This window comes from Parasphingorhabdus sp., from assembly GCF_041748495.1.
Lineage (GTDB): Bacteria > Pseudomonadota > Alphaproteobacteria > Sphingomonadales > Sphingomonadaceae > Parasphingorhabdus.
The window spans coordinates 1-17,672 of sequence record NZ_JBGTDD010000033.1 but is presented as its reverse complement, the minus strand read 5'-3'; the positions used below and the strand labels follow the sequence as shown (position 1 = coordinate 17,672).

General features: G+C 50.5%; 18 protein-coding genes. 12 read left to right on the top strand and 6 right to left on the bottom strand.

The window, feature by feature from the left end; genetic code table 11:
• Window positions 1-46: 46 nt before the first annotated feature.
• The 3 genes from ACEW8J_RS02525 to ACEW8J_RS02515 all read left to right on the top strand — a co-directional run bounded on the left by ACEW8J_RS02525 (window position 47) and on the right by ACEW8J_RS02515 (window position 2,240).
• On the top strand, window positions 47-526 hold the full coding sequence (locus tag ACEW8J_RS02525) for an Lrp/AsnC family transcriptional regulator (protein WP_373490057.1): 480 nt from the start codon (window positions 47-49) through the stop codon (window positions 524-526).
• Window positions 523-1,017 (top strand): Lrp/AsnC family transcriptional regulator, encoded by a 495-nt coding sequence (locus tag ACEW8J_RS02520; RefSeq protein WP_373490056.1) that lies wholly within the window; start codon window positions 523-525, stop codon window positions 1,015-1,017. The genes ACEW8J_RS02525 and ACEW8J_RS02520 overlap by 4 nt, the downstream gene beginning before the upstream one ends.
• A 146-nt stretch (window positions 1,018-1,163) precedes the next feature.
• Window positions 1,164-2,240, top strand: coding sequence for a Rieske 2Fe-2S domain-containing protein (locus ACEW8J_RS02515; RefSeq protein ID WP_373490055.1), 1,077 nt, complete (start codon window positions 1,164-1,166; stop codon window positions 2,238-2,240).
• A 96-nt stretch (window positions 2,241-2,336) separates the two neighbouring features.
• Here the strand turns inward: ACEW8J_RS02515 and ACEW8J_RS02510 are convergent, their stop codons facing one another.
• The 4 genes from ACEW8J_RS02510 to ACEW8J_RS02495 form a co-directional block, all read right to left on the bottom strand.
• Window positions 2,337-3,290 carry a flavin reductase gene (locus ACEW8J_RS02510; RefSeq protein ID WP_373490054.1) on the bottom strand — a complete coding sequence of 318 codons (954 nt, stop codon included), beginning with the start codon at window positions 3,288-3,290 and terminating at the stop codon, window positions 2,337-2,339.
• A 537-nt stretch (window positions 3,291-3,827) separates the two neighbouring features.
• The gene (locus ACEW8J_RS02505) at window positions 3,828-4,049 is read right to left on the bottom strand and encodes a hypothetical protein (protein WP_373490053.1); all 222 of its coding nucleotides are present in this window, start codon (window positions 4,047-4,049) and stop codon (window positions 3,828-3,830) included.
• A gap of 4 nt (window positions 4,050-4,053) precedes the next feature.
• Complete coding sequence (locus tag ACEW8J_RS02500; protein WP_373490052.1) at window positions 4,054-4,365, bottom strand: GreA/GreB family elongation factor; 312 nt, start codon at window positions 4,363-4,365, stop codon at window positions 4,054-4,056.
• Between the two features lie 368 nt (window positions 4,366-4,733).
• Entirely contained in the window at window positions 4,734-5,738 is a 1,005-nt protein-coding gene (locus ACEW8J_RS02495; protein ID WP_373490051.1) for a rod shape-determining protein, read from the bottom strand.
• A gap of 1,020 nt (window positions 5,739-6,758) precedes the next feature.
• Between ACEW8J_RS02495 and ACEW8J_RS02490 the strand changes: the two genes are divergently transcribed.
• From ACEW8J_RS02490 to ACEW8J_RS02465, 6 genes are all read left to right on the top strand, one after another.
• Window positions 6,759-6,950 (top strand): YdcH family protein, encoded by a 192-nt coding sequence (locus tag ACEW8J_RS02490; protein ID WP_373490050.1) that lies wholly within the window; start codon window positions 6,759-6,761, stop codon window positions 6,948-6,950.
• A 298-nt stretch (window positions 6,951-7,248) separates the two neighbouring features.
• On the top strand, window positions 7,249-7,422 hold the full coding sequence (locus tag ACEW8J_RS02485) for a hypothetical protein (protein ID WP_373490049.1): 174 nt from the start codon (window positions 7,249-7,251) through the stop codon (window positions 7,420-7,422).
• Window positions 7,423-7,538: 116 nt separating this feature from the next.
• Window positions 7,539-7,793 (top strand): ferritin-like domain-containing protein, encoded by a 255-nt coding sequence (locus tag ACEW8J_RS02480; RefSeq protein WP_373490048.1) that lies wholly within the window; start codon window positions 7,539-7,541, stop codon window positions 7,791-7,793.
• Between the two features lie 30 nt (window positions 7,794-7,823).
• Window positions 7,824-8,294, top strand: coding sequence for a cytochrome c family protein (locus ACEW8J_RS02475; protein WP_373490047.1), 471 nt, complete (start codon window positions 7,824-7,826; stop codon window positions 8,292-8,294).
• Window positions 8,295-8,357: 63 nt separating this feature from the next.
• Window positions 8,358-8,993: a GTP cyclohydrolase I FolE gene (folE, locus tag ACEW8J_RS02470; protein WP_373490046.1), complete on the top strand. Its 636-nt coding sequence runs from the start codon at window positions 8,358-8,360 to the stop codon at window positions 8,991-8,993.
• A 197-nt stretch (window positions 8,994-9,190) separates the two neighbouring features.
• The gene (locus ACEW8J_RS02465) at window positions 9,191-9,460 is read left to right on the top strand and encodes an amidase family protein (protein ID WP_373490045.1); all 270 of its coding nucleotides are present in this window, start codon (window positions 9,191-9,193) and stop codon (window positions 9,458-9,460) included.
• Between the two features lie 298 nt (window positions 9,461-9,758).
• Here the strand turns inward: ACEW8J_RS02465 and ACEW8J_RS02460 are convergent, their stop codons facing one another.
• Window positions 9,759-10,373: a DUF6448 family protein gene (locus tag ACEW8J_RS02460; protein ID WP_373490044.1), complete on the bottom strand. Its 615-nt coding sequence runs from the start codon at window positions 10,371-10,373 to the stop codon at window positions 9,759-9,761.
• A gap of 504 nt (window positions 10,374-10,877) precedes the next feature.
• Window positions 10,878-11,957: a helix-turn-helix domain-containing protein gene (locus ACEW8J_RS02455; protein ID WP_373490043.1), complete on the bottom strand. Its 1,080-nt coding sequence runs from the start codon at window positions 11,955-11,957 to the stop codon at window positions 10,878-10,880.
• Between the two features lie 125 nt (window positions 11,958-12,082).
• Here ACEW8J_RS02455 and ACEW8J_RS02450 point away from each other — a divergent pair, with 125 nt between their 5' ends.
• From ACEW8J_RS02450 to ACEW8J_RS02440, 3 genes are all read left to right on the top strand, one after another.
• Window positions 12,083-14,425, top strand: a complete 2,343-nt coding sequence (locus ACEW8J_RS02450) for a TonB-dependent receptor (protein ID WP_373490042.1) — start codon at window positions 12,083-12,085, stop codon at window positions 14,423-14,425.
• A 45-nt stretch (window positions 14,426-14,470) separates the two neighbouring features.
• Window positions 14,471-16,588 carry an FAD-dependent oxidoreductase gene (locus tag ACEW8J_RS02445; RefSeq protein WP_373490041.1) on the top strand — a complete coding sequence of 706 codons (2,118 nt, stop codon included), beginning with the start codon at window positions 14,471-14,473 and terminating at the stop codon, window positions 16,586-16,588.
• A gap of 70 nt (window positions 16,589-16,658) precedes the next feature.
• On the top strand, window positions 16,659-17,084 hold the full coding sequence (locus ACEW8J_RS02440; RefSeq protein ID WP_373490040.1) for a hypothetical protein: 426 nt from the start codon (window positions 16,659-16,661) through the stop codon (window positions 17,082-17,084).
• The last annotated feature ends 588 nt before the right edge of the window (window positions 17,085-17,672 follow it).

The window sequence follows — 17,672 nt, the reverse complement described above, 5'->3', positions numbered from 1 at the left end:
TCAATGTGGAGTTGATTCATAAGTGAAAATGAAACAAAGACTTCGCATGAATGAAAAATTCGAAATAGATGACATTGACCGTTCCATCATTGGCGAACTGCGCCGAAACGGCCGTGCGACCAATCAGCAAATCGCAAATCGACTTAAGCTTACAGCAGCTACTGTTTCAGCAAGAATTCGCCGACTGGAAAATGCCGATAAACTCCGTGTGGTTGCGGTGTCGGACTTTCGGGCACATGGATATGACGTCCTATTGGAAATCGCAATTGAAGTGGAGAGCCGAGCTGCGTCGGAAGTTGCCCAGGAGCTGGCGAAACTGGATGAAGTCTTCGCAGTTCACCTGGTAACCGGTCGTTATGATATCGACATATTGGTCGTACTTAAAAGCTTTGATGAACTGCAGGCATTCATTTCGGAAAAGATTTCAACCATTCGCGGCATTGGGTCGATGATGCCGGCAATCGCAGTAGATGTAGTGAAGTACAGATTTGACGTAGCTCCGATTGTGACGAAGGATACAGCGTGAATAAGTTCGAGAAGCCCGAATTGGATGAACTCGATTACAAGTTGATCGAGATATTGTCAGACGACGCGCGGCTGTCAAACCGTAAGATTGCAACCGATCTTGGAGTCACCGAAGGAACCGTTCGCGGTCGGATCAAAAAATTGCAACAGGAGCGGCTTATCGCCTTCACTGCAGTCACCAGCCCCGACCTCCAAAAAGATGACAAGCTGGCTTTTATTGGTATTCAAGCGGATATCGATAAGGTGAAAGATATCTCCAGCAAGGTGTCCAAGATTCCAGGTATTACAGGTGTTTTGATAACGTTGGGGCGCTTCAATATATTGGCGATCTGTCTGTTCAACGAGCTTGGTCAGTTGCACGCTACTGCTTCCGAACAGATTCTGGCAATGCCCGGCGTGCATCATGTTGAAACGTCCATCGCCGTTCAGACTGTCAAATATAACGGCCGGGTTGTACGAATTACCGACGAAGAACACCCGCTCGAGATTTAGCCAAACCCAGATGCGCAGCATCTGAATATTTTATCTACGCGTTTATCAGAATATATGGCTATGAGACGTTTAATTTATCAATAGTGTTGATCAATATCTACGATTTATGTAAAAGGGGGCATAAAAACGAGACTCGGAGAGAGACTATGGCGACGACCGCAGATTACAAATTGGGCGAATATACCTATCCGCGTGGTTGGTTCATGATCGCGAGCTCTGCCGAGGTCACAGATACGCCGGTTGCGGTGCGCTATTTTGGTGAAGACATGGTGCTCTATCGTGGCCAGAGCGGACGTGTATTTCTTGTCGAAGCCTATTGCCCCCATATGGGCACTCATCTGGCCAAAAACACGACTTCTTACGTGGTGAAGGACAAAAGCCATGTTGAAGGTGACAATATCCGTTGCCCCTATCATGCTTGGCGGTTTGGTCCCGATGGTAAATGCAACGACATTCCCTATTCTCCCGGCCCGATCCCGAAGAAAGCCTGTTTGAAAAACTGGAAAGTTATCGAAAGGGCTGGCTGTTTGTGGATATGGCATGATGAAGAAGGCGGGGAGCCGGATTATGCTTTGCCGGCCTTTGAAAATTATTACAATTCGCAATGGGTTAAATGGAATATTGAGCCGCTTGGCGAACTGAACAGTCACCCGCAGGAAATTGTCGACAATATTGCGGACAAGGGGCATTTGGTGCCGGTACACGGCAGCGAAGATATGGCGATCTTCGAAAATCGCTTTGAAGATCATGTCTGTTGGCAGGTCTTGAAAGCGGGTCATCGGACACTGAGCAGCAAGGAGGAGGGGATGACCAACGACACGTGGTATACCGGCCCCGGAATTCTGCAGTCGACAATGGAGGGCGATTATCCCTCTCATATGCTGATCGCACATACGCCAGTCGACGATGGTTTGGTGAAAGTATGGTATGGATTGCTCGTCAAATCCCCCAACGAAAAGCCAACTGAGACAGATATTTCTATTGCAGGCGAATATGAAAAAGCCGGATTAGATGCCTTTGCACAAGACTTTGAAATATGGGCCGATAAGCGGCCGTGTCTGAGCCCGATGATGGTGAAGGGCGACGGCCCCTTTGATAAAGTCAGGATTTGGTACAAGCAGTTCTTCAATGCACGCGAGCGGGCTAGCGATTTCCAGAAACGTGTGAATGGTCATTATATCTCCAAAGGCACCTCGCGTGACCCGTGGGAAGACGCGGCATGACCTGAAAAAAGATTCTTTTCTCCCGAATCGAATAACTGGCGTCCATTGCTAGAAAACAATGGACGCCTATTTTTTTCTGAAGTTTTCTCGGTCTGACTATTCCCAGAGACTCGGGATATTATCGCCGGTCAGATCGATGATCTTTTTGAGAATGCGTTTAGTGTCTGCAATTTCTCCAGGCGTAAAATGATCGAGTAAATCATCCTCGAAAGCCTTGGCCACCGACAGGGTCGAAATGAATATACTGCGCGATGATAGAGTTAGAGCGAGTGCGCCATCGGCGTCCTGTATGAGGCCTTTGCTTATCATATTCGCTATTTCGGTATCATCTGGCGCATGGCCTGTGTGTTGTAACCGGGCAATCAACTCTCCGGCAGGTAGCGGTGCATTCATACCGAGGACTGCAATCGCTAGATATTCGGTTTGACTGAGGCCAAGCTCTTCTGTTTTTGTGCGAGTAATTTCAGAAGTCTGAAAATGCGCGCGCGACAATAGATAGAGGAAAAAATCTTCGGTAAACCGAGCTTGTTCCGGTTCTACCGTTGGAGCCTCATCAATGAATGTTTTTGACCGAGTTTCAGCATAGTTTCCACCATGGAACACAAGAGGAGGGTGGTCGCGCTTGTCGAAAGCGATGACCTCACCGACAAAAATAATATGGTCCCCACCTTCATATTGGTGAACAGTCCGGCACTCGAATCTGGCTGCAAATTCATTCAGCACAGGCGATCCAATCACGCCTGGCTGCCATTCCACATTGGCGAATTTGTCTGTGCCTGAACGGGCAAACGCGTTGGATAGATTTTCCTGAAGGCAGGACAGGATATGGACCGCAAAATGGCCGCTTTCTCGAAATGCATCAAGTGATAATGACTTTTTGGCGAGAGACCATAGAACCAAGGGCGGGTCCAGGGAAACCGAATTAAAGCTGCTCGCGGTTACGCCCACAGGTTCGGCCGGATTTATTGCCGTTGTCACGATGGTGACGCCCGTCGCAAACGATCCCAGTGCATTACGAAATTCCTGAGTGTCCAGTGCAACATTTGTCATTCTTCGCCTCGGAATAGATTGCAAGGATTAGTGTTATGAGTCCAATGGCCTAGAACTACCAATATAATACGCAAAAAGCAATCCAAATATATCATGAGACATTTTTTGCGTAAAAAACGACCAATTAAAATACGCTAATATCTAGTCTCATATTTCTATTGGTAGTGGGCGCTGCAGCCTGGCTGACGGGAAATCAGCGGGAAAACTGATACTAGCTGAATGTCTAAGACTAAATATCATGGAGAACGAATATGAATGATCTCGTGAAAATTCTTTCAAAAATCCAGTGCATATGCGCGATCACCACATAGTTGCGACGCAGCGTGTGGCTGGTCTGAACAGACTCCCAAAATCCGAAACACATAAGCATAATCACAGGCGCTGACAGCCAGACAACCGAGGGGTTGGCCGGAAGTATAAGGCTGAACAGCATTGCAGGCGCAACGAGGCATGTCGGAGTGACAAATCAAATCATTTTTCACTCCCAATATTTCATTTGAATAATCACCAACAAGCGGGAGAAACTCATATTCAGGTTCAATCCGTTCGCCGAACCAATTTGCCTGTGTCAATAATTTCAAACGTCATATTATCAATGTAGCGAACAGATTTATTGCTCGCAGTGGCCAACCGCCGTGCACCGGGGTAGTGACGTACGCCGCTGTCCGTGTCTGTTATCCTGACATGCTGATATTCGATGACTTCGAGATAACAATCTTCATCGGTGATGCAGCGATAGCGACCAAGTTCTTTCTCCATGATCTCAGTCCTCGATTTTATCCGGATTTTCAGGCGGTCTCACATTTACGATACGCAAGATTCGTTCAACTCCGGTTCGGTCCGGCCAGGCAGTAGTTTCACCAGCCATCATCCCGATCAAGCCCGCTCCCACCGGGGTTAGAATGGAAAGGCGATCATATCCAATATCTGCATCTTGCGGGTAGACGACTTTCAGCATACGCAGCATACCGCTTTTCTCATCGATAAATTCGACAGTGCCGTTCATCGTCACGACATTGGGCGGCATACCATCGGCGGCGTGCAGTTCTGCGCGGCCAAGCTCCACATAAAGCATTTCAACCACTTTCGGATTATGGGCTTCCCTCGCCATCGCGAAAACTTCAATCGTGTGCTTTCACGATCGATCATATGGATGACAGGACACATCGCTTCCAAGTTGATATTGGCGTTCTTCATGAAAATGGCACTTTTCAAAACTGGATGGAAAGCAATGCGAAATGCGATGCTTTTTTCTCAATATGGATTGTGGAAAATCCCGGGTCCCATTTTGTCGAGGCCCATAGCGCAGATCCGGGTCAGCTTCCTGCGGCGAGCTGTTCCGAAAGGTGGCGATGTCGCCCAAGAGGAATGGTCGTAGATATACGATGGATATGGTCGAGCACTGCCATGGAGTCAATCCGCTGGAATGGTTGCTGGAGAGCGCTAATGAACCAACGCGCTGTGCAGGCCGAAGGCAACGCATGATTTGGAATGGTCCGCCACCGTTACCGGAACGCCAATCCGGTCGGTCAGAGTCTGTCCAATCAGGTTGATCGCTGCACTGCCGCCGGTCAAAATGATTCCGTTGGAACAGATATCATCGCATAGTTCGGGGGCAGTGTTGGCCAAAAGATTTGCGGACATGTCGGCGATTGCGTCGATATGTTTGCCAACCAAAGTGGCCAGTTCCTGAGTCGGAATGGACCTGGTCTCCGGTAATCCGGTTACCATATTCTGCCCTTTAACATTGATCGATCCGGTTGCATTTGCATCGGCGATCATCTGCTCGACCAGTTCGAGTTTTGTTTGTTCCGCCATATTCTGTCCGATCAGAAACTTGTGCTTGAAATGGAGGTGATCGAGGATCGACTGGTCGAGACTGTCTCCGCCCTTTCGAATGGCGGCGCGACCACATAGGCCACCGAGAGACAGGACGACAGCCTCGGTAAGACCTGCACCGCATTCGAGAATCATTGCACCATTTGGAGCTTCAACTTCGATGCCAGCACCTTTCGCCGCAGCGATAGTTTCATCGATCAAAGTGACCGAAGACATCCCGGCGTCTCTTGCCGCCGTCATCAAGGCGTTGCGCTCCGCACTTGTGGCATCGGTCGGGACCCCAATCGTTGCAATTAATCCTCCTCTGCGTGGTTTCCCGATTCTACCGCGAATGGCATATTGGAGAAACATCCGCGTCGCGTCTATATCATTGAGAACACCATAGCTCAGCGGACGAACAACGCACAGGTCGCTAGTATAATGGCCGCGCATTCTGATCGCGTCCAGGCCGGCTGCGACCAACTTTTTCCTGCCGGTATCACCGGAAAAACAGCAAAGGGTCGGTTCGTCAAAAATAATCCCGTCCGCCGCTGTCATTATGCGCGTGTTCGCCGTACCCAGGTCAATTGCAATATCAGGGGTCTGTTTTCTGGATCGGATTCTGTACATATGTAGATTTTAGACTGCATGAGCCAACCTGTCAGCATTATTCGTGACAATTTTGCGGAGGCCGTACATATCTTAGGTTCTGGCTTGACTAAAAAAATAGCTGCCCTATCTTGAGGGCATGGTCATGATATTATCCACTCTGTGGCTTCTTAGCATGGAAAAACTGCTAACGCTCTAGCCTCCCCCGGTCGAGGACAACAGTCTTCCGGCACCGGGGATATGCGTTTTCGACGCGTGCTCCAGCTCAAGTTTTCAATAACCCGGCTGCGCTCTCAAAATTAATAAGCGGAAAGCAATTGCTGCAATTTTTTGCGGGGCTTTTTCGTGACATATTGCGCGAACAGATGGGGACCTGTGCGAGCTGGTCTCGGTTGGTAGCGTGTTTAAAGGATTAGAAGATGATACAGGATATAGCAGTTCACCGGATCAATGCTGACCAGTTGTCAGCGCAGGAACCATCACTTAGTAAAAGTGAATATCGCGCCATTCTCGGCATATTCGCGGTTTCGCTAACTCTCTCGACAATGGCCTTGATCCACGCAAGCATAAACATATGACCCATGCGAGGGGGAAGGCTGAACCTTGGGTGACGCTCACCGATGGATGAACGGCTTCCGAACCTATACTGGAGATATAAATAGTGAACTATCGAAAAGCACGGTGCTATCCGCCCGAACCGATTGATTTGGCCTGATCCGGGAAATGGCAATTGCCATCCGGGTCAGGCACGTATCCGCGAGAGCCGAAGGCTCTTTGACAGGAACCTAATCGACAGGATTATAAAATGGCAAAGAAGAATAGAACCGGAAGCCGGGAGCCAAGAAAACCCAAGCAACAAAAGGTGAAGCCGGCATTGAATAATAGCGTTTCAGGCGCGCTGAGAACACAAATGTCAGGTCAGTCAAAACCCGCCTAACGTCATTGGTCCACAGAGCACGGGCTGCCAACCTCCTCCCTCATTCGGCAGCCCGTGCTCGACGGATCAGCATTTCAAATATTCTAACTCTAACGGAGGACAATATGTCCAAATCATTTCTTCGTCGGCTCAGAAAAAAGCACGACGTAATTGATCGCAAGATTGCGAAAAAACAAAAGGCGTCGAGCCATGATCCAGCTAGAATGAGCGAGCTCAAGAAATTGAAGCTGTCGATCAAGGATCAAATCGCACGTATCGAAGCGATGTCGACAAAACCGAGTGCATCTGCTTCATAAAACGAAAATGATGGAGCCACTTCGGGTGGCTCCATCCCCCCTGTATAAACATTCGGAAGTAATACGGCCATGATGGCGCAAGATGGATTTGAGTATAGGATAGCGGTTCCGGGACAAAGGATTTTGGTTCAAGCAGCAATCGCAAACTGGGAGAATGAAGGCGGAGCGGTGTTGCCGACGTCCCAAACGCAGGAATGCTGGCGACGCACATCAAAAACACCGCCGAAACCACCGCACGGCACCGCCCGCAAGAACCACTAAACATGTGCAGTAACTTCCTTCCCATCAAACAAACCAAGTGGCCCTGCTGCTTGTGGAAAACGCTATTTGTATTCTGGCGCTGAACGGTGCGAACATGGCGCTGTCTCGTAATCTTGGCAACGCGCTTCACATCGAAATGGGACTGGTTAAAAAAGGCAACATGTTCCCGAAACCGCCGAACTTGGCTCGACAGGCCCGGGCGGTCATTTGAAAGAGTGGGTAGCCGTCGATGTGGTTATGAGACAGTCGACCTGCATAGACACAAAGAAGAGCGTTTGATCATGCAATGCGTGAGTTGGCTATCGAAGATCGCCGACAGGCGAGCCTGTGGTAGCTAAATCGGATTCAGAATATGCAGAAGCGCTGAATGTTGCGTCGCTGAAAAACCAGGAAGATGTCCTGCGTCTCGCGCTCGGTCTCGAGCGCGGCGCTGCCAACGCCTATCTCGGCCTGATCCCCTCGCTGGGCGTCAACTTTCATCAAGTAGCCGCCCAGATGGCGGGCGACGAGGCGTTTCATGCCGCTATTCTGGGCAATGCACTTGGCGAACCCATACCAAAGGCAGCGTTGATCTTTGGATAAATCTTCCACCACGCAATTAGGTATCGGGACATGAGTTATCGACTGAGCATCGCGGTCGCATTGATTGCGGGCATCGCAACATTCATCTTCATGCAGGACTCTGATAAGCAATTCGCGCCGCTGCAATCGCGAAATGCAGCCAACCACGATAGCGTGCCGATCGGAGCCGAATTTATACATGTGTCGGCTCTGGCGGCCACCGGTACCGCCTTGTCCGGGAAGGAACTATACACCCGCCGGTGCGGGGCCTGCCACTCAGTCGATCAGAACCGCGTCGGGCCCCGTCATCGCGGTGTATACGGACGAAAGGCGGGGAGCGTTGCGGATTATCGTTATACGAACGCACTCAAAAAACTCAACTTGACATGGAACGAGAGCAATCTGGACCGCTGGCTTGCCAATCCTACCGCCGTCGCTCCGGGAACGGCCATGGGCTTTCGGCTGAATAATCCGTCTGAACGAAAGGCGATTATAAATTATCTGAAATCCGTTTCTCAATAATCCGGGCTGGATTGCAGCTGCCCGTTAAGATCAACAATATTTATACATGGTAGGATTTAGAATATGACCTTTGGAGCAACCGAAGCAGGAATTCCCTTACAAAATGGTATCCATGATCCCGTCAAGGATGATGACGATGTCAGTCAGGCAGAAGCTGAGCAAGCGGTTCGAAATCTTCTCCGGTGGATAGGTGAGGATCCGCGTCGGGAAGGGTTGGCTGATACGCCGAAACGTGTTGTCAGAGCGTTTGCAGAATGGTTTTCCGGTTATAATGGGGTGCCGGGCGATATCCTTTCAAAAAATTTTGGTGAAGTAAACGGCTATCGCGATATGGTGCTTCTGCGAGGCATCAGGCTGGAAAGCTATTGCGAGCATCATTTGGCACCGATCATAGGAACCGCGCATATCGCGTATCTTCCGAATGAAAAGGTGGTTGGCATCTCCAAACTCGCGAGGCTGGTTGATTTATATTCCAAACGGCTTCAGATTCAGGAGCGGTTGACCGCGCAGATCGCAAATAGCCTCAACGACGAACTTAAACCTCGTGGTGTCGCTGTCATGATTTGCGCTGAGCATCAATGCATGTCCACGCGAGGTGTCCGCAAACACGGTGTCGATACAATTACCAGTGAATTCATCGGAGAATTCGAAACAGACAAATGCTTGCAATCTCGGTTCTGGCATTCCGTGGAAGATTAACGAGACTATCAATCAGAAATATAGACCCGTTTATCGAATTTATCTCGAAGGTCTACTCGAGCAATCGGTGGTGCTCTAGGCGCGCTTCCATCTGTAGAAGCTGGCCCGGGCAAGGCCAGAATAGCGGTAAATTTTGGCTACATGCCTTTGCATGCTGCAATATCCGTAATTTGCGCTCGTCTTCCTTGTCACTCACATTGGCGTCACCACCAGTCAAACTCGGTATCCTCGGCCTCTCACCCGCCAATCTTGATGCCTATTTCAAAGTAATTACCGAATTTGGTCCTTTCAGCGCGTTGATGAACCGGACAGGACAACCGAGTATGTCGATGCCGCTTGCGATGTCGAAATCAGGCGTGCCAATTGGTGTTATGTTCAGCTCCCGCTATGGTGACGAAGCCATGCTCTTCCGGCTTGCCGGGCAACTAGAGCATACCCTTGGGCCGGACGGCGGCCAAGAATCTTAGGGCGGATACGGGACGGGCGAATGAAGTCCGAGAAGCGACTGTGCTCGCCACGGACGAAGCCCCAGATCAGCCGAAATACGATCAGAATGGCTGCGACCCAGCCGAAGAGGACACGCTAGGCGTTAAGAACACCCTCCTCTTCCGCCGAAAGGAACGCCACCGTGATTGCGGCTACCAGGGAACAGTTGCAGCGGCAGGTTTCAGACACTGATCCACTTCTTGTTCCCGATACTGTCGTGTCCTCTTCCCGGCTCTGCCGGAACGTCGGAGCCGGAAAGCGCTCGTTCGTCCATGCCGCTCACTCGTGGTGTTCTGCCGACGCCGGCTGGCCATCGGCGTAATGGCCCGCAGCAAGGGCGTCCGCGGCCTGATGCAAGCCTTCGACGTAGTGCACGAACGTGACATAGCTGGCGACATACTCACGGCCCGCCGCCAGATCGTCCGGACGGAAGTTGCGCTTGCGCTGAAGGTCGGCAAACTTCTGGTGGATGCCTTGTTCGACTTCTTTGGCAGCAAAGGTTGCGACTTCGGCGTCAGAACCGCTCTCGACGGCCTGGTCCGCAAGCGGAATTGCGGGACCGAGGTTTCGACCAGCGGGCTTGAGGCCGGTGTAGGGAGCTCCCTCGCCCGCACGGTGAACGCGAACCAAAGTCTCGAAGAAGTAGCGGTCGGCCATATCGCGAGCCTGGGGCCCCAGCTTACGGACTGCGACGGCCTCGGTGAAGGCACGGCGCACTTCTGCTTCGTCATCAGGTTGCACCCAGATGAGCACCGGGTTCGGATCACCCGATTGTAATGCCTGTCGCGCAGCGGCGACCACCGGCCCGTCCAATCCGTCGCAATGCGCAGATGCGGGTGGCGCCAGGAACAACGCGGCTGCAAGTGCCAGCGGGACAATAGTTCGTAAACGCATTGAAATTCTCCACATGTCGAATTTCGCGAAGAATAGTTGGGGTCGTGGTGCCAGTAACTACGTAGTTTTCACATGCGTCGATCCAATGTCTGCTTTAGGGTATGGTCCAGTCTACGCCCATGCCTGTATCGAAGTCCACCACGCGCAAGTCCCGGTGAAGGACATGAGGGCTGGCCATGAGATGACGCTCGAAAATGTTCAACGACTCTGTGCCAATTGTCACCGCATTACTTATCGCGAGAAGGCGAAGCAGGTTGGACATTTTTAGATATCGATTGTTCAGTGGTTAAGAATCCGTCTTGGACCCTTTGTAGTTGATCATATTGGATGTTTATCAACTGTTCGGCATAATCCAAAATGTCAGCAAGTGGGACGATTGTGGAATGTCGGCTTTTGGCTTGCCAGAGGTGAATACGGACTTTTCGCTCAACGCGATCGAAATGACGGCTAACGCTCCATTTTCGGTCATTCCCGCCATAAATATTGTCTACCAAAACCTGTCGTTCAATGGGTTAGAGCTATGGACGGAAACTGGGCCGTTGCACTCGAGTTCCCCTCCATATTTCGAAACTCACTTGGAGAGTGTCCAGTCCATTTTCTGAATGCGCGCCTGAAAGTGGCAGAATCACAATATTGCAATCTAGAAGCGATATTTTTTATGCTGAGATTGGACCCCAAGAGTAGGTCGTAAGCTACCTCGCGCCTACAACTCTCGCGCAAGTGGACAAGAGTTGTATCTTCGCTCGAGATTCTTCGACGTAGCGTTGCCGCAGAAAGACCGAACATTGTTGCTAGATCTGTGAGGCCGGGAAGACTTTCGCGTCTCGCAAGAGCCGCGCGCAATGCAACACGGATATGATCCGAGAGCTGTCCTTTGTCATAGTTTGGCGGCAGTAGGTCGAATGGGAAGAGTGCAAAAAGGCGATCTATATCTTGAAAGTTCTGCATAATGGGACGCGCGAGACAGGCGGCGGGGAATGCAATGCTATCATGCGATGCATCAAAAACCGGTCGCAGTTGAAGCAATTCGTTAAAGGCAGGCACTTCCAGCGCGGATGGATAGGCCAAGGTCACACCGGTCAACCGGATTTCCTCCCCTGTCAACCAACCGAACAGCCGATGAAACATCGTCAGCCCATACATGGTGACCAGCAGGTCGCCAACCCGGCGTTCCTTTAGTGGGATGTCCATTGTCAATGTCGCCACGTCATCGTTAATGTCCAATGAGAGCATGCGAGTTTCGGCCATGGCAATACGATGAAACTCAATGGCCATCGCGATCGCAATATCGAGCGTAGGACATGCCGACGCTATCAAACATAACATCTTCAGGCGATCAACAGGAAACCTTGGGCGTGCATCCCGGCGGCATCCGTGTTCTTCGAACTGCAGAACGCATTCCTGTGAGAAACGTGCGAACGAAGATCGGGGCACATAGGAAACTTGCCCATCCCGAAGATCACACATTCGGTAGCGAAGGCCCGCAGATTTGAGAGCAGCCTTTCCGTCGCCCCCGATGGCTTCGAGCGCGTCAAGGAGTGCCACGACAGCTGAAGCTGGGGCGGATCGTCGAGTAGCAGACATTGTTCTTCCTAAATTTACCGCGGCATGAACTATAATGCCCCCATTATGAACTCTAAGGCCCTTCTTCTAGAGCGCGCATACTATATCAATCGGTCCACTGCAAAAAGTTCCAGGGGAGAAAATAAATGACTAAAGGCAACTGTTCCTTGCTCGGCATCACCGGCTTTATCACACTTGCATTTTGTCTTGCGGCTCCCGCATTTGCCCAAACCGAATCCCGTAATCTTTCGGAGCCCAAAGAGTCCGGGCTAAACGTAATCGTCGTTACTGCGCAGAAAAGATCAGAGAATCTTCAAGATACTCCGCTCGCCATCAGCGCAATCAATGCTGAGATGATTCTACAGCGAGGGATTGCCGATGTATCAAGCCTTACCGCAGTGGCGCCAAATCTGAGTATTACCACTACTGGAGCGGCGACCTCCAATATCGCCTTATTCATTCGCGGCATTGGAGAAAGTGAAACGATTTTGACGGTTGATTCCCCCGTTGGCCTCTATGTGGATGGCGTGGTCCTTGGCCGGAGTTCCGGTGCGGTGTTCGACCTTGTTGACCTTGAACGTATTGAGGTACTGCGTGGACCGCAGGGGACGCTCTACGGGCGCAACACCATTGGTGGTGCGGTTAATCTAATCTCACGCAAACCCACAAGTGAGGGGGGTGCAGAACAAATGTTAACCTATGGTAGGTTCGATTTGTTTCAGTCGAAAACGACATTGAACACTGGCGAACTTGGCGAATCAGGCTTGCGCGCCCAATTCACCTATTTGCATAAGCAGCGTAGTGGATATGTCGATAATCTCTTGGCACCGAATGATCGCGATCCGGGTTCCTCTAATGTCGATGCGTTCCGTGCTTCTGTTGCCTATGATCAGGGCGGACCGCTACGCCTTGACTATGTTTTCGATTACAATGAACGCAAGAGCATAGCGAATCAAAATCAGCTTGCGAGCGCTCGACCTGACATTCTGGCTTATATAAATGCGTCGGCGGCACTTGGCGGCTCCACGCCACAATTGTCACGAGATAGACTAAATCAAGTCAGCCTCGATCATGATGGACGCATCAGTGACAAGGTGCAGGGCCATGCCCTCACAGCCGAAGTCGACCTCTCCAGCGATTTGACCCTCCGCTCGATCACCAGTTATCGCAAATGGACGAATAGCGTTATCAACGATCAAGATGGCAATGCTGGATTAGTGGGCTTTACCGTTGACCCAATTCTATTTGCAGGTGGGCCTTTTATCCCGCTGGGCGTGCAGCCAATCAGCCTGTTCCATCTAACCTTCGAACGGGACCAGCATCAGTGGACGCAGGAACTGAACTTGCTTGGGAAAATTGGAGATCGCACAGATTTCGTAACTGGCGCCTATTATTTTTATGAGGTCGCAAACGAAGAGAACCCAACATTTCTGACCTTCATCCTCCCGTCACCAACACCTATTCAAGTCACTCCGACAGTGAGTGTCAACTCGTTTGGCGTCAATCTCGCGAGCAACCTGATCTACAAGTACAAGTCACAGTCGAAGGCAATTTTCGGACAGGTTACTACCGAACTGACTGATCGTCTGAGCTTCACCGGCGGTTTGCGATACACGATGGATGAAAAGCAGCTGGATCAGACAATCCCATTCGCACGTAATCTCGATCGGGATTTTAGCAAACTGAACTGGGCCGCGACCGTGGATTACCAATGGAACAGCGATATTATGACCTATGTTCGCGCTGCTACCGGCTATAAGGCGGGCGGCTTCAATGCGCGTTCAGTCAATGACGGATTTAACCCCGAGAATCTCACGTCCTATGAAGTCGGTGTGAAGTCTGAATTATTTGATCGTCGCCTGCGCTTCAACGTAGCGGTGTTTCACGCAGTCCATAAGGATGTGCAGGTAGGCCAGTTTCTTGCAGGTTCGGGCGGATCACTTGGCACTACCGTTAATGCAGGCAAGGCGGTCTACACAGGCATTGAGGCCGAATTTGCTGCCCTTTTAACCGATGAACTAACCCTCACCGGTAACATCGGCTACCTTGACCGGAAATATAAGACATTCGAAATACGCGATCCGGCAACCGATCAGCTTGTTGACATAGCAAGTTCTGCCAAATTTTTGTATTCGCCTGACACAACAGCAAATATCGGGATAGAATATCGCGCACCGCATTTCGGTTTCGGTCAGCTGACAGCGCGGATGGATTATTCTTATCGCAGTCGGATGTTTTGGCACTCTTCGACATTGTTGAATCCTTTCAACAACTTCATCTCTGATGGACCAGTCAGCCGCGTTGACGCGCGATTGACGCTGTCCGAACTCAAATTCGGACGCTCTGAGGCTCAGATAGCTGTTTGGACCAAGAATCTTACTGGCCAGGATTACCTGCTTGGCGGCGTAGATTTTGGTTCACTTGGCATCTCGACTGTCAGTTACGCTGAACCCCGCACATGGGGTCTTGATTTTAGGATCAAGCTCTAACGATTAAAAAGCAGAAAACTGCTATGTTAAATGAGGATAACTAGTATGGCACAATATGACGCCTTGCTTTCTTCGGGCCAGATTGGGCCCATGCATTTGAAGAACCGTATTCTTCTAACATCTATGGGTGCGGGGCTGGCAGAACCTGACGGTATATGCGGTGACCGCATCCGGGCTTTTCATGAAACTCAGGCGCGAGGGGGGACCGCGCTGGTGACCATGGGCGTTGTCGGGGTAGCCCTCCCACTCAGCCAAAATATGATAAACCAGCCTGCAATTTCAGATGACCGATATATCCCTGGATTGAAAGCAGTTGCCGATGCGGTCCACAGCCATGGAGCAAAATTCGCAATTCAGGCCCATTTCGCCGGGCTTGTTGCAGCAATCGACATGGTGGCTGGCAAACCAGTCTGGACCCCGTCTATTCCCGAATACACCGAAGGTGATATGCTCGATGGTTTTCTTCTGGAAGAGCAAGAAATATCTCCCACATTTAGCATGCCTGAGCCAGTTTATCGGGTGATGTCGATTGAGGACATCAATTGGCTGATCGGCATGTTCGGTAAGGCCGCCGACAGGGCGCAACGTGCTGGTGTCGATGGGATTGAGATTCATGCTGGGCACGGCTATCTCCTGTCTTCGTTTATCTCGCCAGCCACCAACAAGCGCAACGATGCCTATGGTGGATTAGTAGAAAACCGCTCACGACTTCTTTGTGAAATTATTCGTGCGATGCGGGAGGCCGCCGGACCAGAAATTGCTATTTGGTGCAAAATCGACGGAGCCGAATATGAGCGCGAAGGCGGCATCACCATTAAAGATGCCAAAATAACAGCTCAACTAGCCGAAGATGCGGGTGCGCATGCTATTACAGTCACGGCCTATCATGATCCGTCACAAGGTACGTTGCACTCCGGTTCACATACTCCTGATGTTCCCGGCCTAAATATTGAGAAGGGAATGGAAATTAAGAATGCGGTCAATATTCCGGTAATTGTGTCGGGCCGCATCGAACCTGAAATCGCCAATAATCTAATAAAGGATAAGTCAGCAGATTTCGTCGCGATGGGGCGCAAACTGCTCGCAGATCCGGACTTACCGAACAAGCTGGCGAGCAACCGGTCGTCTGACATACTTCCCTGCATTTACTGCTATACCTGTATAAGCAGTATATATTATGGTGGGTCGGTGCGCTGTGCGGTCAACCCCGAGACTGCGTTTGAACAGACGAATTGGCTACCTCCTGTAACGAAAGCAAAACATATTGTCGTTGTCGGAGGAGGACCAGGGGGGATGGAGTCTGCTCGGCGACTATCTGCTCGAGGACACCGGGTTACACTTGTCGAACAGTCGGACAGGCTGGGCGGGACACTTCAATTTGCAGCGATAGCCTACGAACCAAATGAGCGTATCCTCAATTGGCTAAAGCGGAACGTAGAACTTGCCAACGTAGAAATACGTCTAAACACGCCTGCCACTCTTTCGCTGATAGAAGAATTAAAACCCGATACCGTAATCGTCGCATCGGGCGCGCGCAGGGATATCCCGCCAATACCTGGAGGCGACTTGCCGAATGTTTTTTCAGGAGACGATTTAAAGAAGTTGTTGCTTGGCGAAACATCCGATGAACTGGATCGGAAAACTGGTTTCATGACACGTGTTATGTCTAAAGCGGGCTCGATTACGGGCGCCAACAAAAATCCAGCATTGATCCGTGAGGCAACGAAGAAATGGATGCCGTTAGATGACAATATCGTCATCATCGGGGGTGAACTGGTTGGGCTGGAGCTTGCCGAGTTCCTTGTGGAGCGGGGGCGCAAAGTTTTCGTGATGGACAGCGCACCTAAAATGGGTGCTGGCCTCCAAATTGTGCGGCGCTGGAGAGTTCTTGATACACTCCGTGAGCATGGTGTGGCGATGTTAACGTCACTACAGAACATTGAGATCAAGCGAGATTGCGTTATTGCACAGAAATCCGATGGTAGACCAGTAAAAATCTACGCCGACCAAATCATTGTTGCCAAGGGAGCAAGCGGTGATTTGCGGTTTGCGAATGAATTACGCGCGGCAGGACATGTTGTTCATGAAATCGGAGACTGCACTGGAATCCATTATATTGAAGGCGCGATGCGATCCGCCGCAGAGGTATCGAAAATAATCTGATGCATAGCAATTTCACCAATCTCTTCACTTCGGCTCAACAATAGCTGGTCCTTGGGGAGGATTATACCAGATGACAACTTTGCTTACATTTCACCTGATCGCCCTAGGTATCTGGATAGGCGTTGTCGGTGCAGAATTTTTTATCGAATTTGACGGAATGAAAGATAGCGAATCTCTCAAAATGGCCTCAAAACTACATTTTGCAACCGATATATGGGTGGAGATACCGTCATTTACGATGGTCTTGATCACCGGACTTTTGATGTTGGACGAAAGCCATTTCCAAGGATTATTTCTTTATAAAGTCATCTTTGGATTGCTGGCGATATTTTTCAATGTTGTTTGCGTATACGCGGTCTTTAAGCGACGAGGCTACGCACTCAAAAATGACATGGAAGGTATGGCATCCGTCGATCCGATTATGAAACTAGGCGGGCTAATAATCCCGTGTTTCATAATCGCATTTGTAATCAGCATGATATTCGTATTCCGCTAACTTTTGATGTTCTCCCCAAGGCGAATTCTAAATCTACTGATGGATTACAACGAACGTTACATTTCCATGGCTCGGTACATCAGCGATTCGAGAATTGTATATTAGTGTTTCAAACAAGGATGTTCTGCCGCCCATAGCGTTTCTGGCTAACCTGTCCGCTAAGCTACTTCGCCCACCAAAAACCGGACAGTCAACACCCCACCCAGTTGCTGCCTTGTGAGCTGACTAGATGGGAAATGAAAGCGGCTGGTCAGCAACCACCCCTAATGGCTGACATTCGCAATAGTCAGGTCCTACGTCCGCTACGCGTCCTCATTCCGGATATTAAAGCACTCGCAAGCCTCACACGGAAGCCGTCGTTCTCGGTTTTATAAGCCTACGCGATAGGCTGGTGAAGGGGACGCTAAATGCTCGAAGTTCTTATTAGGATTTCGGAAATGTCCAATCAGGGTAAGCGTGGCGAGGACGCCGCCTTGTCAGCGTGATTTTTTGGTCTGAGCAGTTTTGCCGGCGACGCGGCGTTTGGCGATGGCACCGATCCTGAGCTTTGCGTCGCGTTCGTCGATCTCGTCGGGATCGAAAGGTTTC

Excerpts from the sequence above, each read along its gene's own strand:
- ACEW8J_RS02525 (WP_373490057.1), top strand. The coding sequence starts at position 47 with ATGAATGAAAAATTCGAAATAGATGACATTGACCGTTCCATCATTGGC.
- ACEW8J_RS02515 (WP_373490055.1), top strand. The coding sequence starts at position 1,164 with ATGGCGACGACCGCAGATTACAAATTGGGCGAATATACCTATCCGCGT.
- ACEW8J_RS02510 (WP_373490054.1), bottom strand. The coding sequence starts at position 3,290 with ATGACAAATGTTGCACTGGACACTCAGGAATTTCGTAATGCACTGGGA.
- ACEW8J_RS02505 (WP_373490053.1), bottom strand. The coding sequence starts at position 4,049 with ATGGAGAAAGAACTTGGTCGCTATCGCTGCATCACCGATGAAGATTGT.
- ACEW8J_RS02500 (WP_373490052.1), bottom strand. The coding sequence starts at position 4,365 with ATGCTTTATGTGGAGCTTGGCCGCGCAGAACTGCACGCCGCCGATGGT.
- ACEW8J_RS02495 (WP_373490051.1), bottom strand. The coding sequence starts at position 5,738 with ATGTACAGAATCCGATCCAGAAAACAGACCCCTGATATTGCAATTGAC.
- ACEW8J_RS02490 (WP_373490050.1), top strand. The coding sequence starts at position 6,759 with ATGTCCAAATCATTTCTTCGTCGGCTCAGAAAAAAGCACGACGTAATT.
- ACEW8J_RS02475 (WP_373490047.1), top strand. The coding sequence starts at position 7,824 with ATGAGTTATCGACTGAGCATCGCGGTCGCATTGATTGCGGGCATCGCA.
- folE (WP_373490046.1), top strand. The coding sequence starts at position 8,358 with ATGACCTTTGGAGCAACCGAAGCAGGAATTCCCTTACAAAATGGTATC.
- ACEW8J_RS02460 (WP_373490044.1), bottom strand. The coding sequence starts at position 10,373 with ATGCGTTTACGAACTATTGTCCCGCTGGCACTTGCAGCCGCGTTGTTC.
- ACEW8J_RS02455 (WP_373490043.1), bottom strand. The coding sequence starts at position 11,957 with ATGTCTGCTACTCGACGATCCGCCCCAGCTTCAGCTGTCGTGGCACTC.
- ACEW8J_RS02450 (WP_373490042.1), top strand. The coding sequence starts at position 12,083 with ATGACTAAAGGCAACTGTTCCTTGCTCGGCATCACCGGCTTTATCACA.
- ACEW8J_RS02445 (WP_373490041.1), top strand. The coding sequence starts at position 14,471 with ATGGCACAATATGACGCCTTGCTTTCTTCGGGCCAGATTGGGCCCATG.
- ACEW8J_RS02440 (WP_373490040.1), top strand. The coding sequence starts at position 16,659 with ATGACAACTTTGCTTACATTTCACCTGATCGCCCTAGGTATCTGGATA.